The sequence below is a fragment of the Novosphingobium sp. PASSN1 genome (assembly GCF_002278815.1).
The window spans coordinates 100560-118969 of sequence record NZ_NKIS01000014.1; the positions used below are offsets into that span (position 1 = coordinate 100560).

Consider the following 18410-nt stretch of genomic DNA (forward strand, 5'->3'; position numbering starts at 1 on the left):
CCTTTGGTGAGATTAAACCGAAACTTCCCGCAAAAACGCGGCCAGTCCAGCAGCAAAATTGTCAGCATCGAGATCGGGTTCGAAATTCGCGCCATCGACCGGGAGCACGCGGGCATCGGGGCGCATTTCAGCAGCGCGGCCCAGATAGGGATGCAGCACATCGTCCGGTGCAGCGGCGATCATCATCGGCACCTTGATGTCCCTATAGAACGAGGGGAAATCCTGCCCCCACACCGCGCTGTAGCTCTTCACCCGGCCGACATAGGCGCGCATCTGATCGCACATTTCGCGGTGGATCAGCTGCGGATCGGCATGGGCACCAAGCTGGCGCAGGTATTCCCAGTTTTCAAGCAGATAGCTGCCCGAAACGACCGGCGAGAACGGCACGCCATAGTACTTGGAGAACTCGATGCGCTCTTCCTCCGTCAGCGGCACCGGGCCGATCATGGTGAGCGAGGCGACCAGATCAGGCTGGCGCGCGGCAAGCTCCACCCCGATGCACGAGCCGGTGTGATGGCCCACGACATGGCACTTCGTGATGCCCAGTGCGCGCACCGCCTCACCCAGCCAGCCGACATATTCGGTCATCGAGGGCGAGTGATCTTCGGGTACATCGAACGACCCGCCAAAGCCTGGCGTATCCAGCGCGTGCATTGGCCATTCGCCCTTCAGCCGCTGCATCGTCTTGAGCCACATCTGACCCGAGCTGGCGGTCTGGTGGAAGAACACCACCGGTACGCCATCTCCCGCCATGCTGCGGACGTGGACTTGCCCGCCGCTGGTATCCACGTAGCTTTTCCGGACGCCCGCTTCGCTCATCGCTTCAGTTCCTGCACTTGAGCAGCGGCATGACCCGCTCGCCAAAATCGGTGATCCCGCCCACGAAATCGGGCCAGCTGAACAGCATCCCGTCGATGCCGGTTTCCTGAGCGATCTCGTCGATCCGCAGCGCCAGTGTTTCCGGGCTGCCGCACAGCACGGGGATGCCCATGAACGCCATGTTGCCTTCTTCCAGGCCGAGCGAGAGGCCCGACTTGAGCCGCTCGGCAATCCCGCCAGCGTTGGTGTCCATCGCCGCGCTGGCCATGATGTTGGCGATGGCACCGTGGTCCGCCCCGGCAATGATCGCATCGGCCTGCGCCTTGGCTTCGGCATCGGTGCGCGCCACGATCATGTGCATCAGCGCATATGTGCCGACCCGGCGGTTGTTTGCCGCAGTCGCCTTCCGCACGTTCTCGACAATGGATTTCAGCGCTTCGGGATGGGCGATGACGAAGTTCTGATCGCCCATCTCGGCGGTGAAGGCGATGCCCTTGGGGCTCTGGCCTGCGCAGACAATGGGAATCTCGCGGCCCGGCTGGGGGTAGACGCTGCACCCGTCGAGCGAGAAGAACTCGCCCTTGAAGTTCGTTTCATCGGTGCGCCACAAGTCCTTCAGGATGGTGAGGTATTCGCGCGCGTAGTCGTAGCGCCGGTCGAAATACTCATCGCCGCGCCACAGACCCATCTGGGTGTATTCGGGCTTGTTCCAGCCCGTCACGATGTTGAGCCCGCAGCGCCCCTCGCTCACGTCGTCGATGGTGGCGATCATGCGCGCCACCACCGGCGGATGCGCGCTGAGCAGGGTGACGCTGGGGAACAGGCCGATCGTCTTCGTATCCGCCGCCAGCGCCGACATCAGGGTGAAGCTTTCGAGGCAGGCGTCCCAATAGCCGGTCTCACCCCCGAAGCCTTTGAACTTCATCATCGAGAGCACAAAATCGAGGCCCAGCCGCTCGGCTTCGAGCGAGATCGCCTTGTTGTGCTGATAGGTCGGCAGATAGACCGGGCTGCCCTTGGAGGGGATGTAGCCGTTGCTGCCGTTGGGGAGGAAAACGCCGAACTTCATGCCCTTGCTCCGATATCGCTACGCCCGATCTTCAAAGACCCAGCGCGCCGGGGTTCATGAGGCGATCAGGATCGACGAGCGACTTCATGCCGGCAACGACATTGCCGAGCGCCTCGTTGTTCATGATCTCGCGGTAGGGGTAGTACTTCCCGATCTGCAGATGCAGCCCACCCAGTTCGTCGAACAGGTTGCGCAGTTCATCGCGTAGCCCCAGCGCCACCGCGCGGCGCGCTTCGTCGGCCGGAATGTCGCGCCACTTGTCGGCAAACTCCGGCTCGATCAGCGAGAGGCGGAATTCGCCGAGTTGATCGTGCCAGTAGAAGCTCGGCTCGATCACGAATTCGGGGCCGGAGAAGCAGGTGAGATAGCTGGTCTTGATGCCCCACTTTTCCATCAGCGGCTTGCGTTCCGCCAGAAAACGCTCGGTTGCCTGCGCTGCCGGAATGGCGCGCGAGAGCGGGAAGTAGCCGTGGACCGGGATCCAGATTTCGCCCTGTGAGCCGAGCAGGATCGTGCGCACCCCGCCGAACGGCGCATTGCGGAACACGGTCGGGATGGAATTGGCCATTTCGGTGCCACCTTCATCGGCGCAGATTTCAGCGGCGAGATCGGTGTGTTCGGCGGCAACCACTTCGGTCAGCGCATCGAGCGTCATGTGCAAGGAATAGGGCACATTCTTCAGGATCTTCTTGCCGCCCAGCGCCACGCGGGCTGCATTCTTGAGGCCCTTGAGCCCGCCCTTGCGCGCGATCTTGCCGACGAGCGAAAGCCCTTCCTCGAAGGTGATGCCCTGATTTTCGAACCCGGCGTTGTAATAGGGATCGAAGCCATAGCATTCGGACGCAATGCCCAGCCGGGCAATGCGCACTTGCGCCGCCAGCATCGCTTCCAGCGTATCGAACTTGTACGACAGGTAGCCGGTGTGGCCCGCCGTGCGCACCAGCCGCAGCGCCGCGACTGCCTTCACGCCCATTGCGCCGGTATCGGCGGTGAACAAGCCGGTCACATCCGGGCCGAAGTGCCGCCAGAAGGGAGAGGAATTCTTGTGCGCCCAGCTGCCCGTGGTCAGCACATTGCCATCGGCGAGCACGACCTTGAGGCCGATCACCGTCTGCGCCGCCGTGCCGCCGGTGCCCGATCCATGGAACAGGCTGTTCTGCGAAAGCGCACCGCCGACCGTGGCATAGGCACCTGATAGCGGCCCCCAATAGGGCGTGCGCACGCCGTGCGGGGCGAGCGCTTCGTGCAGATCTTTCCAGGTGCAGCCGGTTTCGACGATCACGTACATGTCGTCGGCGTTGATCTCGATCACGCGGTTCAGCTTGCGCATGTCGATCAGCACGCTGCGCTCCCGTTCGGGCGAGTAGCCGCTGGTGTAGCTCATCCCGCCGCCGCGCGGGATCACTGCAAAACCGGCGCGCGTGGCGACCCCGACCGCATCGGCCAGCGCATCGACCGAAGCGGGCTGGAGCACCATCGCCGCGACTTCATGCGGGCGAAAGCTGAGATCCTGCGAGTAGAATTCGCGGCTGCCGGTATCGAGCAGGACATTCTCACGGCCGAGGATTTGCTGAAGCTGCTCGATCGTGGCGCCGTCAGCCGCCGACCCGCCAGAGGAATTGCCCGATCCGTTCTGCAGACTCGCCACTGCGCCATCCTCCTTCGCGTTCTTGAGCAAAAATGTATCCCAAAATGATGAGAGTGCAAGTTTCAATTCACTTTCAATCGACTTTTTGTGCACATTTCTGGTCTGTTTTCCTGAAGCGGCCTTGCTGCGGGCAGTTTTGGTATGCATCCTGCGGCCCACGACGTTTCAGCGCGACGTTTCAGCAAGACCCAGTGTGAAAGGATCACCCGCATGCGTGCAGCTTTGGTTTCGGGGGCCGGAATCGGCATCGGCGCGGCCACCGCGAAAATTCTCGGCCGCGAAGGGTATCATGTGTTCGTCAGCGACATTCTGGCCGAAGAAGGCGAGGCCGTGGCGGCGGAAATCCGCAGTGCAGGCGGCTCAGCCGAATACGTGGCGCTCGATGTTGGCGATACCGCCGCCTGCAATGCCGTGATTGCCGATATCGATGCGCGGTTTGGCGGGCTTTCGGCGCTTGTTGCCAATGCCGGGATCGCGCCGCGCGCGGCTTATCCCATCCTGACCGACGAGAAGTGGGACGAGGTGCTGAACGTGAACCTCAAGGGCCAATTGCGGCTGATCCGCGCAGCCGCCCCCGCCATGAGCGCGCGGCGGGAGGGGGCCATAGTCTGCGTGTCCTCGATCGCCGGGGCATCGGTCGGCTGGGACGACCACTGGCACTATTCCGCCGCCAAGGCGGGGATCACCGGCATGGTCAAGGCATCGGCCTGCGCGCTCGCCCCAGACAACGTGCGCGTGAACGCCGTGGCACCGGGCTTCATCCGCACGGCGCAGATCCTGTCGGAGGAAAACTCGCTCGGGCCGGTCGGCCTCGCGGCGGCGGAATCAACCGTGCCTTTGCGCCGTGCCGGACTGGCTTCGGAAATCGGCGAGGTGATCGCCTTCCTCCTCTCCGACAAGGCCAGCTATATCACCGGGCAGACCATTGTCGTCGATGGCGGGCTGACCGTGGCGCTCTGAGACAGGAACGCCGGACACAAAAAACCGGGCCATGCATCGCTGCATGGCCCGGTTGTTTTTTGTCAGGTCAGGCGTTCGTTCAGAACTTGAACGTACCCTCTACACCGATGGTGCGCAGCGCACCCGGAGCGACGAAGGCACCGCCGAATTCCGGCGCCACGATCACTTCGGCCAGGTAGCGCTTCTTGGTCACGTTGTTGGCGAAAGCCACCAGCGACCAGTGATCACCCTTCAGGCCGCCGCGCAGGTTGAGGATGCCATAAGCATCGCGCTGGCTGTTGGTGTAGTTGGCGCCCAACCCGAAGATGGTCGGAACGTTGTTGTTCTGCACCGTGTGGAACGAGGTCGGGCCGGTCACGCGGTAGTCGGCGCGCAGCAGCAGGCCAAGGCTATCGGTGAGCGGACCATCAAACTGGCCGCCAACGTTGATCGTGTACTTCGAAGTGGCCGGAGCGTCGTTACCCACGGTGTAGGGCCGCGCCGAGTTCTTCTTGATCTCGCTGTCGGTGTAGTTCGCCGAACCGAACACCGAGAAGCCCTTGTAGACGCGGGCGTTGAACGAACCTTCGATGCCCTTGAACGTCACCTTGTCGATGTTGGAAACGACGCGGAGCAGACCGAACGGGCCGACGAAGAATTCGAAGAACTGCGAATTGCGGACGTTGGTGTAGTAGCCCGCCAGTTCGAAGTTCACGCCGGGGGCGATGTTGCCCTTGACGCCGGCTTCGAACGAGCTCGAGATTTCCTTCTTGTAGTCGTCGAAAATGGTCAGGCCGGCCCCGATACCGGCATTGAAGAAGCCGTTCACGATGGCAGCCGAACCGGCGTTGTTGAAGCCGCCCGTCTTGAAGCCGACACCCCAGTTCGCGAACACGCTGATATCATCGGTCGCCGCGTAGGACACCGAGATCTTGGGCTGGAAGTGCTTGTAGGTCTGCTTGCGGGGCAACAGCACACCGCTCGGGTTGTAGGCCGGATCAAGACCAGGATTGAGGTAGTAGTTGGCCGGCGTTTCTTCGGTGCCGTTGGGGTTGCCGGTAAGCACGTTGCCCACCCAGCGGGTGCGGCGGCCGGTCGGGATGCCGTTTTCGGTCGAGCGCTTCTCGATATCGAAGCGGCCGGCTGCGCTGATCTTCAGCTTGTCGGTCGGCTTGTATTCGAGCGAGCCAAACAAGGCGTAGACGTTGGTCTTGAACGAATCTTCCGCCAGCGCCTCGGTCGGGTTGCGCGCATCAGTGGTGTAGCACTGACGGATCACGCCCTGGCCCGTATCGACGCCGAGGTTGTTGCAGTTGAAGCGGTCAATGTTGAGGTAGTAGCCACCCAGCGACCAGTTGATGGCGCTGCCAGCCTCCCCGGCGATGCGCAGTTCGGCCGAAATGTCCTTCTGATCGCGCTGCTGGTACTGCGAACCGTCGCAGGTGACCGGCGAATAGGGATTGAGGAACACGCCAGGGTTGCCGAGATCGACGCCGAACGGCGCCTGCACGGGGAAGCCCTTGAGTGCTGCGGCGCTGGCCATGCAGTTCGGTTCTTTGTTGAAGAAGCCGAAGGTGCCGCTGGTGCCATCCGCGAAGAAGTCGTTCTTCGTGTCGCTGTACGAGACGTAGCCGGTCAGCTTGATCGTATCCGTGAGCGTCTGGGCGAGACGGATCGAGGCTTCGACCGAACGCTGGTTGTTTTCCGGATTGATGTTGCGCGCGAACACGAACTGGTGATCGTTGGCATCGATGTTGAACACCGGCGCGTTGAACGCAGCGGCGAGGCCGGGCAACTGGAAGATAGCGTTGAAGCCGATGGCCGCGCCCTTCAGCTTGCTGTAGCGCGCCTTGATGTCGATCTCGGTGTCGCTGCTCGGCGTGAACAGCAGGCGGCCGTTGATGTTGAAGCGTTCGTTGTCATCAACCGATGCGCCGATGCCGGGAGCCTGCTTGGGATAGGTCGTGCCGTAAAGCGCGCTGGTCTGGAACACGTCGCGGTAGAAACCGTCGGTGGTCGCATATTCCCCGTTCAGCACGAAGCCGACGTTCGAACCAAGCGGACCGCTGATGACGGCAGCACCGGAGAAGGTGTTGTTGTTGGCACCCGAAAGGCGGCCCGAGACTTCGAGCTTGTCGCCCGGCTTCTTCGTGGCGATCACGATGGCACCGGCGACCGCGCTGCGGCCATAGTAAGCGCCCTGCGGACCCTTCAGGATTTCGATCTGCTTCAGCGCGCCCTGATCCTGCGCAAGCAGCGCAGTGTTGGACTTCAGCACACCGTCGACGACGAGCGCGACGTTGTTTTCACCGTCACGCGCGCCGTTGATGCCGCGGATGGCGATCTGGGTGTCGCCGGCTTCGACCACGCCGGTGACGATGGTCACACCCGGGGTGAGCTGCACATAATCAGCCGCAACGCGCGCACCGGTATTGGCAATCGCGCCTGCGGTGATGACGGTGACCGATGCCGGCACGTCCTTGAGCTTCTCGTCTTCGCGGCGGGCGGTGACGACGATCTCTTCAGAGTTGGCGGCTTCCTGCGGTGCGGCCTGCGCGAATGCGGACATCGGCGCAAGCGCGGATACGGCAACCGAGCTCAGGATCAGATACTTGGTGATTCTCATGCTTACCCCCTGATTGTTTCTTGAATTCCGGGAACCTTGATATTCTGTCCGGTGAAGTTTCACCTGGTTCAGGCGCTCCCCCTGCGAATGCCCTCATCGTTGCCAACCTGCGGCGCAGGGAAGGCCTTCTTGCTATGCGACAGCCCAAGCTGGACCAGCAGTTCCGCCTGCTTGTAGGCAATGAGGCCCGGGTTGATCACCGGGATCGGCAGGTTCTGCGAAAGCCAGTGCGCCGACTGGTGCATGGTCGTCGAACCCAGCACGATCACGTCGGCACCGTCCTCGGCCATCGCGGCTTCTGCTTCCGCCTTGAGCTTGGCGAAGATCACTTCTTCCTTGCCTTCGAGCAGCTCGGAAAGGTCGGGCCGGGTCCGAATCGAGCGCAAGCCCGAACAACGCGGCCAGAAGCCATATTCGGTGAGCGTCTTCTCGTAGAGCGGGAACCATTCATCCCACATCGTGAGCACGGCGAACTTCTTGCCGAGCATCATCGCGGCGTGGAACGCGCATTCACCGGGGCCGACGACCGGAATCGAGAGGCGCGAACGCAAGGCGCGCAGGCCCGAATCGCTGACCGTATCAATCACCACGGCGGAATAGCCTTCCGCCTCCGCATCGATGCCGGCCTGAAACACGGTCCAGTCCATCAGCATCGTATCGTGATACGAATCGCCGAGTGCGGCGCCCCACTTGACCGCCGCGAACTCCGGCCTGAAACCGGGTGCGATCACTTCGGGCGGAAGCTGGGCAGCGCGATTGGCGACGCCGGCTTCATCCATGGGTATGGGAACAATGACTTTTATGCGGTGATCAGCCACGTGACGATGCATCCCAGTCAGTTGCGGTTATGACAGCCTAATGTATACAATGACAATCGGTCAAGCACGAGGAGCAAGAAAGAATGTCGCGCGCATCCGACAGGGCTTACGAGATGATCCGCGACATGATCCTCTCTGGCGATCTGCCCTCAGGGGCAAAGATCGGCGAGGAGGCCCTGGCCGAGCAATGCGGCGTTTCGCGCACTCCGATCCGGGAAGCGCTGGGGCGGCTTGAAGCCGAACTGCTGATCCGCCGCAGCGATACCCAGCGCAGCTATGTGGCGGACTGGTCGCTTGAGGATGTCGAGGAAGTGTTCGAGCTGCGCGGCCTACTGGAGAGCCGCGCCGCGCGCCGCGCGGCAAAGCGCATCAGCGCCAGCCAGATCGAGCGGTTGAAGAAGCACCACGCCGCGATTGGCGAGGCGATCTACGCCAAAACGCCCGACACGCAGCAGTTTGTGGAGCACAACCATCTGTTCCACGGGGTTATTCTTGAGGCGTCGGCATCGGCCGAATTGACCAGTATGCTGGCGCGGATCATCGAGCGACCGATGGTCCACCGCACCGCGCGCAACTACTCGTTCGATGATCTCAAGCGCTCGCACCGCCAGCACGGCGAACTGCTCGCCGCCTTCGAGCAGCGCGATCCGGCCTGGGCCGAGGCAGTCATGGTGTCCCACATCCGCCGCGCATTCCACGCTTATGCCAACGCCCATATCGACCAGCGGATTCATGATGTGTCGCAGGCAGCGGAGTAATTGCGCCAGACGGAAGCCTGGGGCGAGGCCTCTTGATTTTGTATCCAAAACTGCGATGCTTACAAAATGGCAGCATCGAGCATAAACTTTGTCGAGGTGGGTCCGCGCGACGGCCTTCAGAACGAGCGGACGGTGGTTTCGACTGCTGACAAGCTTGAACTGATCGCTCGTTCGATCGCAGCGGGTGCGCGCCGAATCGAAGTGACGAGCTTCGTGAACCCTACCCGCGTGCCGCAAATGGCGGACGCCGAGGCGGTTTGCGCCGGCTTGCCCGAAAGGGCAGGCGTGACCTACATCGGCCTTGTCATGAACGGGCGCGGCGCCGACCGCGCCATCGCGACCGGGCGGATCAACCAGCTCGGCGCCGTTGCGGTGGCAACGGACAAGTTCGCCATGGCAAACCAGGGCCAGACGAGCGACGAATCGGTCGAAGCCGCCAAAGCGATCATCGCCAAGGCCAAGGATGCGGGCCTCACCGGGCAGGCCACCATCGGCGCATCGTTCGGCTGCCCGTTCGAGGGCGAAGTCAGCGAAGCGCGGGTCATCGAGATGGCACGGCGGCTGGCCAAAGCCGGTCCGGTCGAAGTGGCTCTCGCCGATACGATCGGCGTGGCGGATCCCGCACATGTCACCCGGCTCGTTGCCGCCGTGCGCGCGGCGATCGATCCGCTGCCGGTGCGCGTGCATTTCCACAACACGCGCGGCACCGGCCTTGCCAATGTCTGGGCGGCGGTCGCGGCCGGGGCGACCGTGATCGACGCGGCGCTGGGCGGGCTGGGCGGATGCCCGTTCGCTCCCGGTGCCGCAGGCAACGTTTCGAGCGAAGACGTGGTCTACATGCTGGAGCGCGCGCGTGTTTCGACGGGCATGGACCTCGATCAGCTGATCGAGAGCAGCGCGTGGCTGACAGACGTTATCGGTCGGAAATTGCCGGGAATGGTGGCGCAGGCGCCGCGCTTTCCGCAAGTTTCGTGAACAATCCTGCCTGAAGCAGCAAAGGACGCAGTAATGGGTTACCGTTTGGGGGTTGATGTCGGCGGCACGTTCACCGACTTGCTGTTGTTTGATGAGGCGACCGGCGCATTCTGGCGCCACAAGACACCTTCGACCCCGCATGACAGCTCGGAAGGCATCCTCACCGGCGTCACCGCGATCTGCGAGAAGGCGAATGTCGATCCCAAGGAGATCGAATACTTCCTGCACGGCACCACTGTGGCCACCAACGCGGTGCTCGAAGGCAAGGGTGCGCGCGTCGGCCTGATCACGACCGAGGGCTATCGCCACGTGCTGCAGATCGCACGTTCCTATGTGCCGGGCGGCCTTGCCGGCTGGATCATCTGGCCCAAGCCGACGCCGCTGGCCGCGCTGGAAGACACCGTCACCGTGGGTGGCCGCATGGACGCGGCGGGCAAGGAAGTCCGCCCGCTTGATGAGGCCAGCGTCAAGACCGCCTTGCTCAAGCTCAAGGAACAGGGCGTCGAGGCGATCACGGTTTCGCTGATCAATGCCTATGTCAACGGCGACCATGAAGCCCGCATCGGCGCGATGGCGCGCGAGATGATGCAGGACGTCCCGGTTTCGCTCAGCCACGAAGTGCTGCCCGAAATGCAGGAATACGAACGCACGCTGACCACGGTGGCCAACGCGGCTGTGCGCCCCGTCGTGGGCCGCTATGTGCGCAGCCTGCGCGACAAGCTGGCGGCATCGGGCATGAACGGCAAGCTTTCGCTGCTGCGCTCGGATGGCGGCCTGATGTCGGCGCAGAAGGCCGAGGAGCAGCCGGTCAACATCCTCATGTCCGGCCCGGCGGGCGGTGTCACCGGGGCGCTGTGGGTCGGCCGGAATGCAGGCATCCGCAATATCCTGACGCTCGACGTCGGCGGCACTTCGACCGACGTGGCGCTGATCGAAAACCTCGAGCCGCGCCGCCAGCGCACGACCGAGGTCGGGCACCTTTCGGTCCGCGCCTCCGCGCTTGATGTGAAGACCGTGGGCGCGGGCGGCGGTTCCATTGCTTATGTGCCGGAACTGACCAAGGCCCTTCGCGTGGGTCCGCAATCGGCGGGCGCGGTGCCGGGGCCAGTGGCTTATGGCAAGGGCGGCGAACTGCCGACCGTGACCGACGCCAACGTGGTGCTGGGCTATCTGCCGGAAAACCTCCTCGGCGGCAGCTTCAAGTTGGACCGCGAAGGCGCCAAGCGCGCGGTGCAGACCATTGCCGACGCGCTGGGCATCGACCTGATGGCCGCCGCGCGCGGGATCATCGACATCGTGAACGAGAACATGTTCGGTGCGCTGCGCATGATCTCGGTGCAGCAGGGCTATGACCCGCGCCACTTCGCGCTGATGGGCTTTGGCGGGGCGGGTCCGCTCCATGTCAACGCCGTGGCGCGGCTGATGAGCAGCTGGCCCGCGATTTCGCCGGTTTCGCCGGGCGTGCTCTGCGCGCTGGGCGATGCGACGACGCGGATGCGCACGGAAACCGCGCGTTCGTTCTCGCGCCTTGCGGCCCAGACCGACGCGTCCGAACTGATCGCGATCCTCAAGGACATGGCCGAGCAGACCCGTGCCGAACTGCGCGCCGATGGCCTGCCTGAAGCGAGCATCGAAAGCGAGTTCGAGGTCGACGTGCGCTATGCCGGCCAGGCTTTCGAAGTGCCGCTGACGATCACCGCCGAAGCGCTGGAGCGTGACGGCATTGCCGGGATCCTCAAGCGGTTCGACGAGGAGCACCTGCGCCTCTTCACCTTCAACATGGACACCCCGCACGAGATCGTGAACTTGCGCGCCGTGGCGCTGGGCCAGGCGCTGGACCTGCCCGCCGCCGAACTGCCCAAGGGCGACGGCAACCCCATCGGGGCAAAGATGCGCGACCATACCTTGTGGATGGACGGCAAGGAGCAGGCGGCGGTGATCTATGACCGCGCCAAGCTGCGCCAGGGCGATGTGATCCCCGGCCCTGCCATCGTCATCGAAATGGACTCCACGACTTTGATCGAAACCGGGTGTGTGGCGGTCGTCGACCGTGTCGGCAACATCCTGATCAACCTGGCCTGAGAGGAGGCAAGACCCATGCCCGCAACCATCATCCAGACCAATCCGGCCCCCTTCGAGAAGCTGGCGATTGATCCGGTCACGCTCGACATCATCGAAAACGCGCTGCGCAACGCGCGCAACGAAATGGACGCCACGCTGAAGCGCACCGCCATGTCTCCCGGCATCCGCGAACAAGGCGATGCCTTCCCGCTGATCGCGGATCATGCCGGGCGCATGATCGTCGGCCAGTTCGGCAGCTTCATCGGCGGCTTCCTCGACCGCTTTGACGGCACGCTGGAAGATGGGGACATGATCTTCCTGTCCGACCCCTACAGCTGCGGCGGCGCGGTGAGCCATTCGAACGACTGGCTGGTGCTGCTGCCTGTGTTCAAGTCCGGCCGCCTCATCGGCTATACTGCAATGTTCGGCCACCAGGCCGATATCGGCGGCAAGGTCGTCGGCTCGATGCCGGTCGATTCGCGCTCGATCTTCGAGGAAGGCGTGCGCATTCCGCCGGTGAAGCTCTGGAAGAAGGGCGAATACAACGAAGACCTGATGAAGCTGGTCATGCATCAGACGCGCAAGCCCGACTGGTGCCAGGCCGACCTTAACGCGCTGATCGCCTCATGCCGCGTGGCCGCACGCCGTGTGATCGAGATGGCCGACCGCTTCGGCGAAGACGTCTACGTCTCGGCCACGGAGGAACTGCTGGCGCGCAACCACCGCGCGATGAAGCAGCTGATCGCGGGCGCCATCGGCGAGGAGCCGGTGAGCTTCGAGGACTACATCTGCGACGACGGCATGGGCGCTGGCCCGTTCAAGATCAAATGCACGATGTGGCGCGAGGGCGAGAAGGTCATCCTCGACTTTGACGGCACCGATCCGCAGAGCCAGTATTCGATCAACTTCCTGATGAACGAGAACATGTTCCGCATGTTCTTCGGCATCTACATGATCATGGTGTTCGATCCGCAGATCCTGTTCAACGACGGGTTCTACGACCTCATCGACGTGCGCATCCCCGAAGGATCGCTGCTCAAGCCGAAGTTCCCCGCAGCCCTTTCGGGTCGCACGCATGCGCTGGGGCGGATCTTCGACATTCTGGGCGGTCTGCTGGGCCAGAAGACTCCCGAGTTTCTCAATGCAGCCGGGTTCTCGTCTTCGCCCCACCTGTTCTATTCGGGATTGGACGAGAAGGGCGAATGGTTCCAGCTGTTCCAGATCGGCTTCGGCGGCATTCCGGGCCGTCCGATGGGAGACGGGCCGGACGGCCACTCGCTGTGGCCGGGCTTTACCAACGTTCCGAACGAGTTTCTGGAGCGGTATTTCCCGATGCTGATCGAGAACTATGAAACGGTGCCCGACAGCGGCGGCGCGGGCCTGCACCGCGGCGGCAACGGCATCAACATGACCTACCGCTTCCTGGCGGATGGCACGATTTCGGCGCATGATGATCGTTGGTTCGTGCCGCCCTGGGGCGTCAACGGCGGCGAACCCGGCAAGCGCGCGCGTAAGATCATCGAGAAGCCGGACGGCACGCAGATCATTATCGGCAACAAGGTCGATGCCTATCCGGTGGAAGCGGGCGACCTGCTGCACTTCATCACCTGGGGCGGCGGCGGCTGGGGCGATCCGCTCGAACGCGAACCCGCACTCGTCGGCAAGGAAATCACGCAAGGGCTGGTCACGCCGGAAGGCGCGAAGGCTTATGGCGTGATTGCCAATGACAATGGCGAAGTCGATCTGGCCGCGACCGAAGCACTGCGCGCCAAGCTGCGCGCAGAGCGGCCGCCGCTCGGCCTGTTCAACTATGGCCCGGACATCGAAACCCTGCGCGCGAACTGCGAAGCGGAAACCGGGCTTCCGGCTCCGATCCAGCCGGTGTGGCAGACCGCGCAGGCAGCGGAATAAGCGCATGACACAGGCAGGGGCAAATACGGGTGCTCTGAAGGGCATCCGGGTGGTTGAGCTGGGTCAGCTCTTGGCAGGGCCGTTCTGCGGCCAGCTCTTGGGCGACATGGGCGCGGAAGTGATCAAGGTCGAACCGCCGGGTGCGGGCGATCCCATGCGCGACTGGGGCCTTGGCGATGACAAGGTCAACTGGGAGGTCATCGCGCGCAACAAGAAGTCGGTCTCGGCCAACTTGCGCGTGGCAGAGGGGCAGGATCTGGTGCGCCAGCTCCTCGCTACCGCCGACGTGATGGTCGAGAACTTCAAGCCCGGCACGCTGGAGAAGTGGGGCCTCGGGCCGGATGTGCTGCATGCCATCAACCCCGGCCTGATCATCGCGCGCATGTCGGGCTATGGCCAGACCGGGCCTTATTCGGACCGCGCCGGGTTCGGCGGGATCGGTGAGGCGATGGGCGGCTGGCGCTACATCGTGGGTGAGCCGGACCGTCCGCCCAGCCGCATGGGCATCTCGATCGGCGATACGCTGACCGCGACCTATGGCTGCATGGGCGTGCTGGCAGCGCTGCATTCGCGCGCCTCCACCGGCAAGGGCCAGGTGGTCGATACCGCGCTCTATGAAGCCGTGCTGCAGGTCATGGAAAGCGTGATCCCGGAATACGATCATTCGGGGATCATCCGCGAGCGCTCGGGTTCGTTCCTGCCGGGTATCGCGCCGTCCAACGTCTACAAGTGCAGCGACGGCGATTTCATGATCGGCGCGAACAAGGACGCGATCTTCGCGCGTCTGGCCGAAGCGATGGGCCGCCCTGAACTGGCAACCGACCCACGCTATGCCACGCACGTGGCGCGCGGGACGAACCAGATCGAGCTCGATGCGCTGATCAACGATTGGACCATGACGCTGACCATCGACGAGGTCGACGCGCTGATGATCAAGCACTCGATCCCGGCGGGCAAAGTCTATCGCGCGCCCGAGATGCTGGCCGATCCGCACTTCCAGGCGCGCGAAGCGATCATCGAAGTGGAGACCGAGCGCTTCGGCAAGCTGAAGATGCAGAACGTGGTGCCGCGCCTTTCGGCCACGCCGAGCAGCGTGCGCACCCCGGCGCCTTCGATCGTCGGCCAGCACAATACCGAGATCTATGGCGGGCTGCTGGGCATGGACGAAACGCAGCTTGCGGAACTGGCGGCACGCGGAGTGATCTGATGGGGACCGACAAGCCATGAGCGCGGATTTCGGCGAGATCACGGCCAACTACACCGGCGCGTTCGATGGTTCGCTGCCGTTCGGCAAGCGGCCGGCACTGATCGTGATCGACATGGTGGAGGCCTATCTCCAGCCGGGCTCGCCGCTCTATGCCGGGATCGAGGACGCGGTGGCGAGCGCGGCTCGCCTCGCCGCCGTCGCCCGGCAGTGCGGCGCGCCGGTGATCTTCACCAATGTGGAGTATCAGCCCGGCGGCGCGGATGGCGGCGTATTCTTCCGCAAGGTGCCCGCGCTGAAAGTGTTCGAGAAAGGCTCTCCGCTGGGGGCCTTTCCGCCGCAGCTCAGCCCCGAGGACGGCGATTTCGTGATCACGAAGCGCTATGCCTCGGCGTTCTTCGCGACGCATCTGGCCGCGACGCTGACCTCGCTGGGGGTCGACACCCTCCTGATTGCAGGCGTCTCAACGTCAGGCTGCGTGCGGGCGACGGCGCTGGATACCTGCCAGAGCGGGTTCCTGCCCTTCGTGGTGCGCGATGCCTGCGGCGACCGGCATCCGGGACCGCACGAGGCGAACCTGTTCGACCTGCAGGCGAAGTATGCCGAAGTCATCTCTGAAGAGACGGCAACGGCGCACCTCATGGCTTTGCGGGCGAAGTAGCCTTTACCCGGCCCGTTCCAGCGCGGCGCGGATCGTTTCGGCGATACGTCCGATGTGATCGGCCTCGATGATCAGCGGCGGCGAAAGCGCGATGATATCGCCCGTAACGCGGATCAGCAGGCCCGCCCTGAAGCAATCGGTGAACACGTCATAGGCCCGCGCGCCCGGTGCGCCATCGCGCGAAGCCAGCTCGATCGCGCCGACGAGGCCGATGGTGCGCACGTCGGTGACGTGGGGAGCATCGCGCAGGCCATGCAGCGTGTCGGCCCACAAACCAGCGAGAGCCGCCCCGCGGGTGAGCAGCCCTTCGCGCGCGTAGATATCGAGCGTGGCGAGACCCGCCGCGCAGGCGACCGGGTGGCCGGAATAGGTGTAGCCGTGGAACAGCTCGATGAGGTTTTCCGGCCCCTGCACGATGCCATCATGCACAGCGCGGCTGGCGAACACCGCGCCCATCGGCAGGGTGCCGTTGGTGATGCCCTTGGCGGTGGTGATGAGGTCGGGCGTCACCCCGAAGTAGTCCGCGCCAAAGGGCGTACCGAGGCGGCCGAAGCCGGTGATGACTTCGTCGAAGATGAGGAGGATGCCGTGGCGCGTGGCAATCTCGCGCAGGCGTTCGAGATAGCCCTTGGGCGGCGGAAGCACCCCGGTCGAGCCCGCGACCGGCTCGACGATCACCGCCGCAATGGTTTCCGCGCCGTGGAGCTGGACCAGCCGTTCGAGATCATCAGCCAGCTCCGCGCCGTGCTCGGGCATGTCGCGCGTGAAGCGGTTACGCACCGGATCGTGGGTATGGCGCATGTGGTCCACGCCCGGCAGGCTGGTGAACACACGGCGGTTGTTGAGGATGCCGCCCACCGAAACACCGCCGAAGCCGACCCCGTGATAACCGCGTTCGCGCCCGATGAAGCGGGTGCGCGTGCCCTGGCCGATGGCGCGTTGATAGGCGAGTGCGATTTTGAGCGCGGTATCGACCGATTCAGAGCCAGAGCCAGTGAAGAACACTCGGTCGAGCCCGGCGGGTGCGATTTCGGCGAGGCGGCTGGCAAAATCGAAGCCGATGGCATGGCCCATCTGGAAGGCAGGCGCGAAATCCATCGTGCGGATCTGGTGCGCTACCGCGTCCGCGATCTCCTCGCGCCCATGCCCGGCGTTCACACACCATAGCCCAGCGGTGCCGTCCAGAATCTCGCGGTCGTCATGGCTGCGGTAGAACATGCCGCGCGCTTCGGCGAGAAGACGGGGCTGCGCCTTGAACTGGCGGTTTGCGGTGAAGGGCATCCACCATGCTGCAAGATCGGGCGTGTTCATCGGGCAGGACTTTCCGTGGCAGGCAAACAAACACGTGCAGCGTTGCACGTTCGGGGCGCCGGGAAAAGCCTCAGACGAGCTTGAAGGTCGAGAGATCCACCGGGGGCACCATTCGCAACCGTAACGGCGAAATGGCTGCCGATGATCGAACCGCGGAAGTGACCGCAACAAGGCGGACGGGCAGGCGATATTATCTCTTCAAACTGGGGCCAACAGACCCGAGCCAAGGGGGCTGGCGCAGTCGGCCCTGCTCAGCGATCATCACAAAAAGGGGCTGCGTTTGCGGCCCTTGCCCTGCTGCATTGCAACAAAAGCGTGGCTAGTGGTCGGATTTTTGGGTTGTGATCGGATGTTGCGCTGTTTCATGGAAGCTGGCATCGTCTTTTGATACCAGCAGATACATACGCAAAAGGGCATATCGCAAAGTGCAGAAAACCGGGCCCCTTTTGCTGCTTGTCCTCAGCACCAGCCTCGCTGCCTGTTCGTCCCAGCTTTACAGTGCCTTGCCGACACGGGACGCCGCTTATGCGATCGTACCGCCGATCGACAAGGCCGTGGTGCCCAAGCAGTATCAGATCGCGCCGGGCGACATCGTTTCACTTTCCGTGTTCGGCGAACCTGATCTCACGCTCGAGAAACTCCCCGTCGATGATGCCGGGTTCATTCAGGTTCCGCTGGTCGGCGCGGTCAGAGTGGCCGCCTTGACGCCGGGCGAAGCCTCCACGCAGATCGCATCACGGCTGGGTGCGCAATTTCTCCGCAATCCCAACGTCACGCTCAACGTGATCGAGCAGACCGGTCAGATGGTGACCGTCGAAGGCCAGGTCGCAAAGGCAGGGGCCTATCCGGTTGATGGTCAGACGACGCTGCTCGGTGCGATCGCACTCGCCCAGAGCCCGACCCGCATCGCAAAGCTCGATGAAGTCGTGGTTTTCCGCACCATCAACAACCAGCGCATGGCGGCAAGGTTCGACCTGAGCCGCATCCGCGCTGGCAGGGATCCCGATCCCCAGATTCTGGGCGGCGATGTCGTTGTAGTCGGCTTCTCGCAAGCAAAGTCGATCTACCGCGATGTGCTTCAGGCCGCCCCGCTCTTCAACGTTTTCACTCGCTTGTAACCTTGGCGGTATCGTGCAGCAGATCACCCACACTTCCAATTCGGCTGAGCACGGTCTCGACCGGGATCCGCGTCAGAGCAGCGGCCCGTACGGGGAAGACGACTCCTATCTCGACGGCGAACCTGCCTTCGATATCCGTGAGATCGTTGCAATCGTTCGCGCAAATCTGCTGATCATCAGCATCATCATAGCCGCCTCGCTTGCCCTCGCCGTGGTTGTGACCATGCTCCAGACCCCGCGTTATACTGCTGAGACAACGCTGCAGATCAACGATCAGTCAGCACAGGTCCTAGGCAAGCAGGATGATATCTCGCAAGATCCGGTGGTAAGCGCTGCGGATACCGAGCGTTTCCTGCAGACCCAGATCGATATTCTGAAGAGCCGCACTCTCCTCGAGCGGGTGGCGCAGAAACTGCGCTTGATCGGGAACCCGCGGTTCTATGATGCCATGGGCATGCGTCAGCCCGCCGGCGATCTCAGCCGGGGCGAACT

At 63.4% G+C, this 18410-nt stretch carries 15 protein-coding genes; 9 read left to right on the top strand and 6 right to left on the bottom strand.

Annotated elements, in window-relative coordinates; all coding sequences use genetic code 11:
* Positions 1-12 precede the first annotated feature (12 nt).
* Genes CFE35_RS19490 through CFE35_RS19500 form a run of 3 tightly spaced genes read right to left on the bottom strand, consistent with a single transcriptional unit; the run spans position 13 to position 3536 of the window.
* The gene (locus CFE35_RS19490) at positions 13-819 is read right to left on the bottom strand and encodes an alpha/beta fold hydrolase (RefSeq protein ID WP_292933213.1); all 807 of its coding nucleotides are present in this window, start codon (positions 817-819) and stop codon (positions 13-15) included.
* 4 nt (positions 820-823) lie between these two features.
* Positions 824-1888, bottom strand: coding sequence for an LLM class flavin-dependent oxidoreductase (locus tag CFE35_RS19495; RefSeq protein WP_292933215.1), 1065 nt, complete (start codon positions 1886-1888; stop codon positions 824-826).
* Positions 1889-1919: 31 nt separating this feature from the next.
* The gene (locus tag CFE35_RS19500) at positions 1920-3536 is read right to left on the bottom strand and encodes an FAD-binding oxidoreductase (protein ID WP_292933217.1); all 1617 of its coding nucleotides are present in this window, start codon (positions 3534-3536) and stop codon (positions 1920-1922) included.
* Positions 3537-3746: 210 nt separating this feature from the next.
* Between CFE35_RS19500 and CFE35_RS19505 the strand changes: the two genes are divergently transcribed.
* Positions 3747-4496, top strand: a complete 750-nt coding sequence (locus CFE35_RS19505) for an SDR family NAD(P)-dependent oxidoreductase (protein ID WP_292933219.1) — start codon at positions 3747-3749, stop codon at positions 4494-4496.
* 79 nt (positions 4497-4575) lie between these two features.
* Here CFE35_RS19505 and CFE35_RS19510 read toward each other — a convergent pair whose 3' ends face one another.
* Both CFE35_RS19510 and CFE35_RS19515 read right to left on the bottom strand, forming a co-directional pair.
* Complete coding sequence (locus tag CFE35_RS19510; RefSeq protein ID WP_292933220.1) at positions 4576-7101, bottom strand: TonB-dependent receptor; 2526 nt, start codon at positions 7099-7101, stop codon at positions 4576-4578.
* A gap of 68 nt (positions 7102-7169) precedes the next feature.
* Entirely contained in the window at positions 7170-7880 is a 711-nt protein-coding gene (locus CFE35_RS19515; RefSeq protein WP_292933222.1) for an aspartate/glutamate racemase family protein, read from the bottom strand.
* Positions 7881-8002: 122 nt separating this feature from the next.
* Between CFE35_RS19515 and CFE35_RS19520 the strand changes: the two genes are divergently transcribed.
* The 6 genes from CFE35_RS19520 to CFE35_RS19545 all read left to right on the top strand — a co-directional run bounded on the left by CFE35_RS19520 (position 8003) and on the right by CFE35_RS19545 (position 15489).
* Positions 8003-8677, top strand: a complete 675-nt coding sequence (locus CFE35_RS19520) for a GntR family transcriptional regulator (protein WP_292933224.1) — start codon at positions 8003-8005, stop codon at positions 8675-8677.
* Between the two features lie 66 nt (positions 8678-8743).
* Complete coding sequence (locus CFE35_RS19525; protein ID WP_292933226.1) at positions 8744-9652, top strand: hydroxymethylglutaryl-CoA lyase; 909 nt, start codon at positions 8744-8746, stop codon at positions 9650-9652.
* A 33-nt stretch (positions 9653-9685) separates the two neighbouring features.
* Positions 9686-11734 (top strand): hydantoinase/oxoprolinase family protein, encoded by a 2049-nt coding sequence (locus CFE35_RS19530; protein WP_292933228.1) that lies wholly within the window; start codon positions 9686-9688, stop codon positions 11732-11734.
* Positions 11735-11749: 15 nt separating this feature from the next.
* Entirely contained in the window at positions 11750-13624 is a 1875-nt protein-coding gene (locus CFE35_RS19535) for a hydantoinase B/oxoprolinase family protein (protein WP_292933230.1), read from the top strand.
* Between the two features lie 4 nt (positions 13625-13628).
* Entirely contained in the window at positions 13629-14831 is a 1203-nt protein-coding gene (locus tag CFE35_RS19540) for a CoA transferase (protein ID WP_292933232.1), read from the top strand.
* A 16-nt stretch (positions 14832-14847) separates the two neighbouring features.
* The gene (locus tag CFE35_RS19545) at positions 14848-15489 is read left to right on the top strand and encodes an N-carbamoylsarcosine amidohydrolase (protein WP_292933234.1); all 642 of its coding nucleotides are present in this window, start codon (positions 14848-14850) and stop codon (positions 15487-15489) included.
* A gap of 3 nt (positions 15490-15492) precedes the next feature.
* Here CFE35_RS19545 and CFE35_RS19550 read toward each other — a convergent pair whose 3' ends face one another.
* Positions 15493-16800 carry an aspartate aminotransferase family protein gene (locus CFE35_RS19550; protein ID WP_292933236.1) on the bottom strand — a complete coding sequence of 436 codons (1308 nt, stop codon included), beginning with the start codon at positions 16798-16800 and terminating at the stop codon, positions 15493-15495.
* A gap of 503 nt (positions 16801-17303) precedes the next feature.
* Here CFE35_RS19550 and CFE35_RS19555 point away from each other — a divergent pair.
* Positions 17304-17918, top strand: a complete 615-nt coding sequence (locus CFE35_RS19555; protein WP_292933238.1) for a polysaccharide biosynthesis/export family protein — start codon at positions 17304-17306, stop codon at positions 17916-17918.
* Between the two features lie 13 nt (positions 17919-17931).
* On the top strand, positions 17932-18410 hold a 479-nt coding region (locus tag CFE35_RS19560), incomplete at its 3' end, for a Wzz/FepE/Etk N-terminal domain-containing protein (protein WP_292933240.1).

Coding starts and splice junctions, on each gene's coding strand:
- CFE35_RS19545 (WP_292933234.1), top strand. CDS start 14,848: ATGAGCGCGGATTTCGGCGAGATCACGGCCAACTACACCGGCGCGTTC.
- CFE35_RS19495 (WP_292933215.1), bottom strand. CDS start 1,888: ATGAAGTTCGGCGTTTTCCTCCCCAACGGCAGCAACGGCTACATCCCC.
- CFE35_RS19535 (WP_292933230.1), top strand. CDS start 11,750: ATGCCCGCAACCATCATCCAGACCAATCCGGCCCCCTTCGAGAAGCTG.
- CFE35_RS19525 (WP_292933226.1), top strand. CDS start 8,744: ATGGCAGCATCGAGCATAAACTTTGTCGAGGTGGGTCCGCGCGACGGC.
- CFE35_RS19510 (WP_292933220.1), bottom strand. CDS start 7,101: ATGAGAATCACCAAGTATCTGATCCTGAGCTCGGTTGCCGTATCCGCG.
- CFE35_RS19490 (WP_292933213.1), bottom strand. CDS start 819: ATGAGCGAAGCGGGCGTCCGGAAAAGCTACGTGGATACCAGCGGCGGG.
- CFE35_RS19550 (WP_292933236.1), bottom strand. CDS start 16,800: ATGAACACGCCCGATCTTGCAGCATGGTGGATGCCCTTCACCGCAAAC.
- CFE35_RS19540 (WP_292933232.1), top strand. CDS start 13,629: ATGACACAGGCAGGGGCAAATACGGGTGCTCTGAAGGGCATCCGGGTG.
- CFE35_RS19505 (WP_292933219.1), top strand. CDS start 3,747: ATGCGTGCAGCTTTGGTTTCGGGGGCCGGAATCGGCATCGGCGCGGCC.
- CFE35_RS19520 (WP_292933224.1), top strand. CDS start 8,003: ATGTCGCGCGCATCCGACAGGGCTTACGAGATGATCCGCGACATGATC.
- CFE35_RS19530 (WP_292933228.1), top strand. CDS start 9,686: ATGGGTTACCGTTTGGGGGTTGATGTCGGCGGCACGTTCACCGACTTG.
- CFE35_RS19515 (WP_292933222.1), bottom strand. CDS start 7,880: ATGGATGAAGCCGGCGTCGCCAATCGCGCTGCCCAGCTTCCGCCCGAA.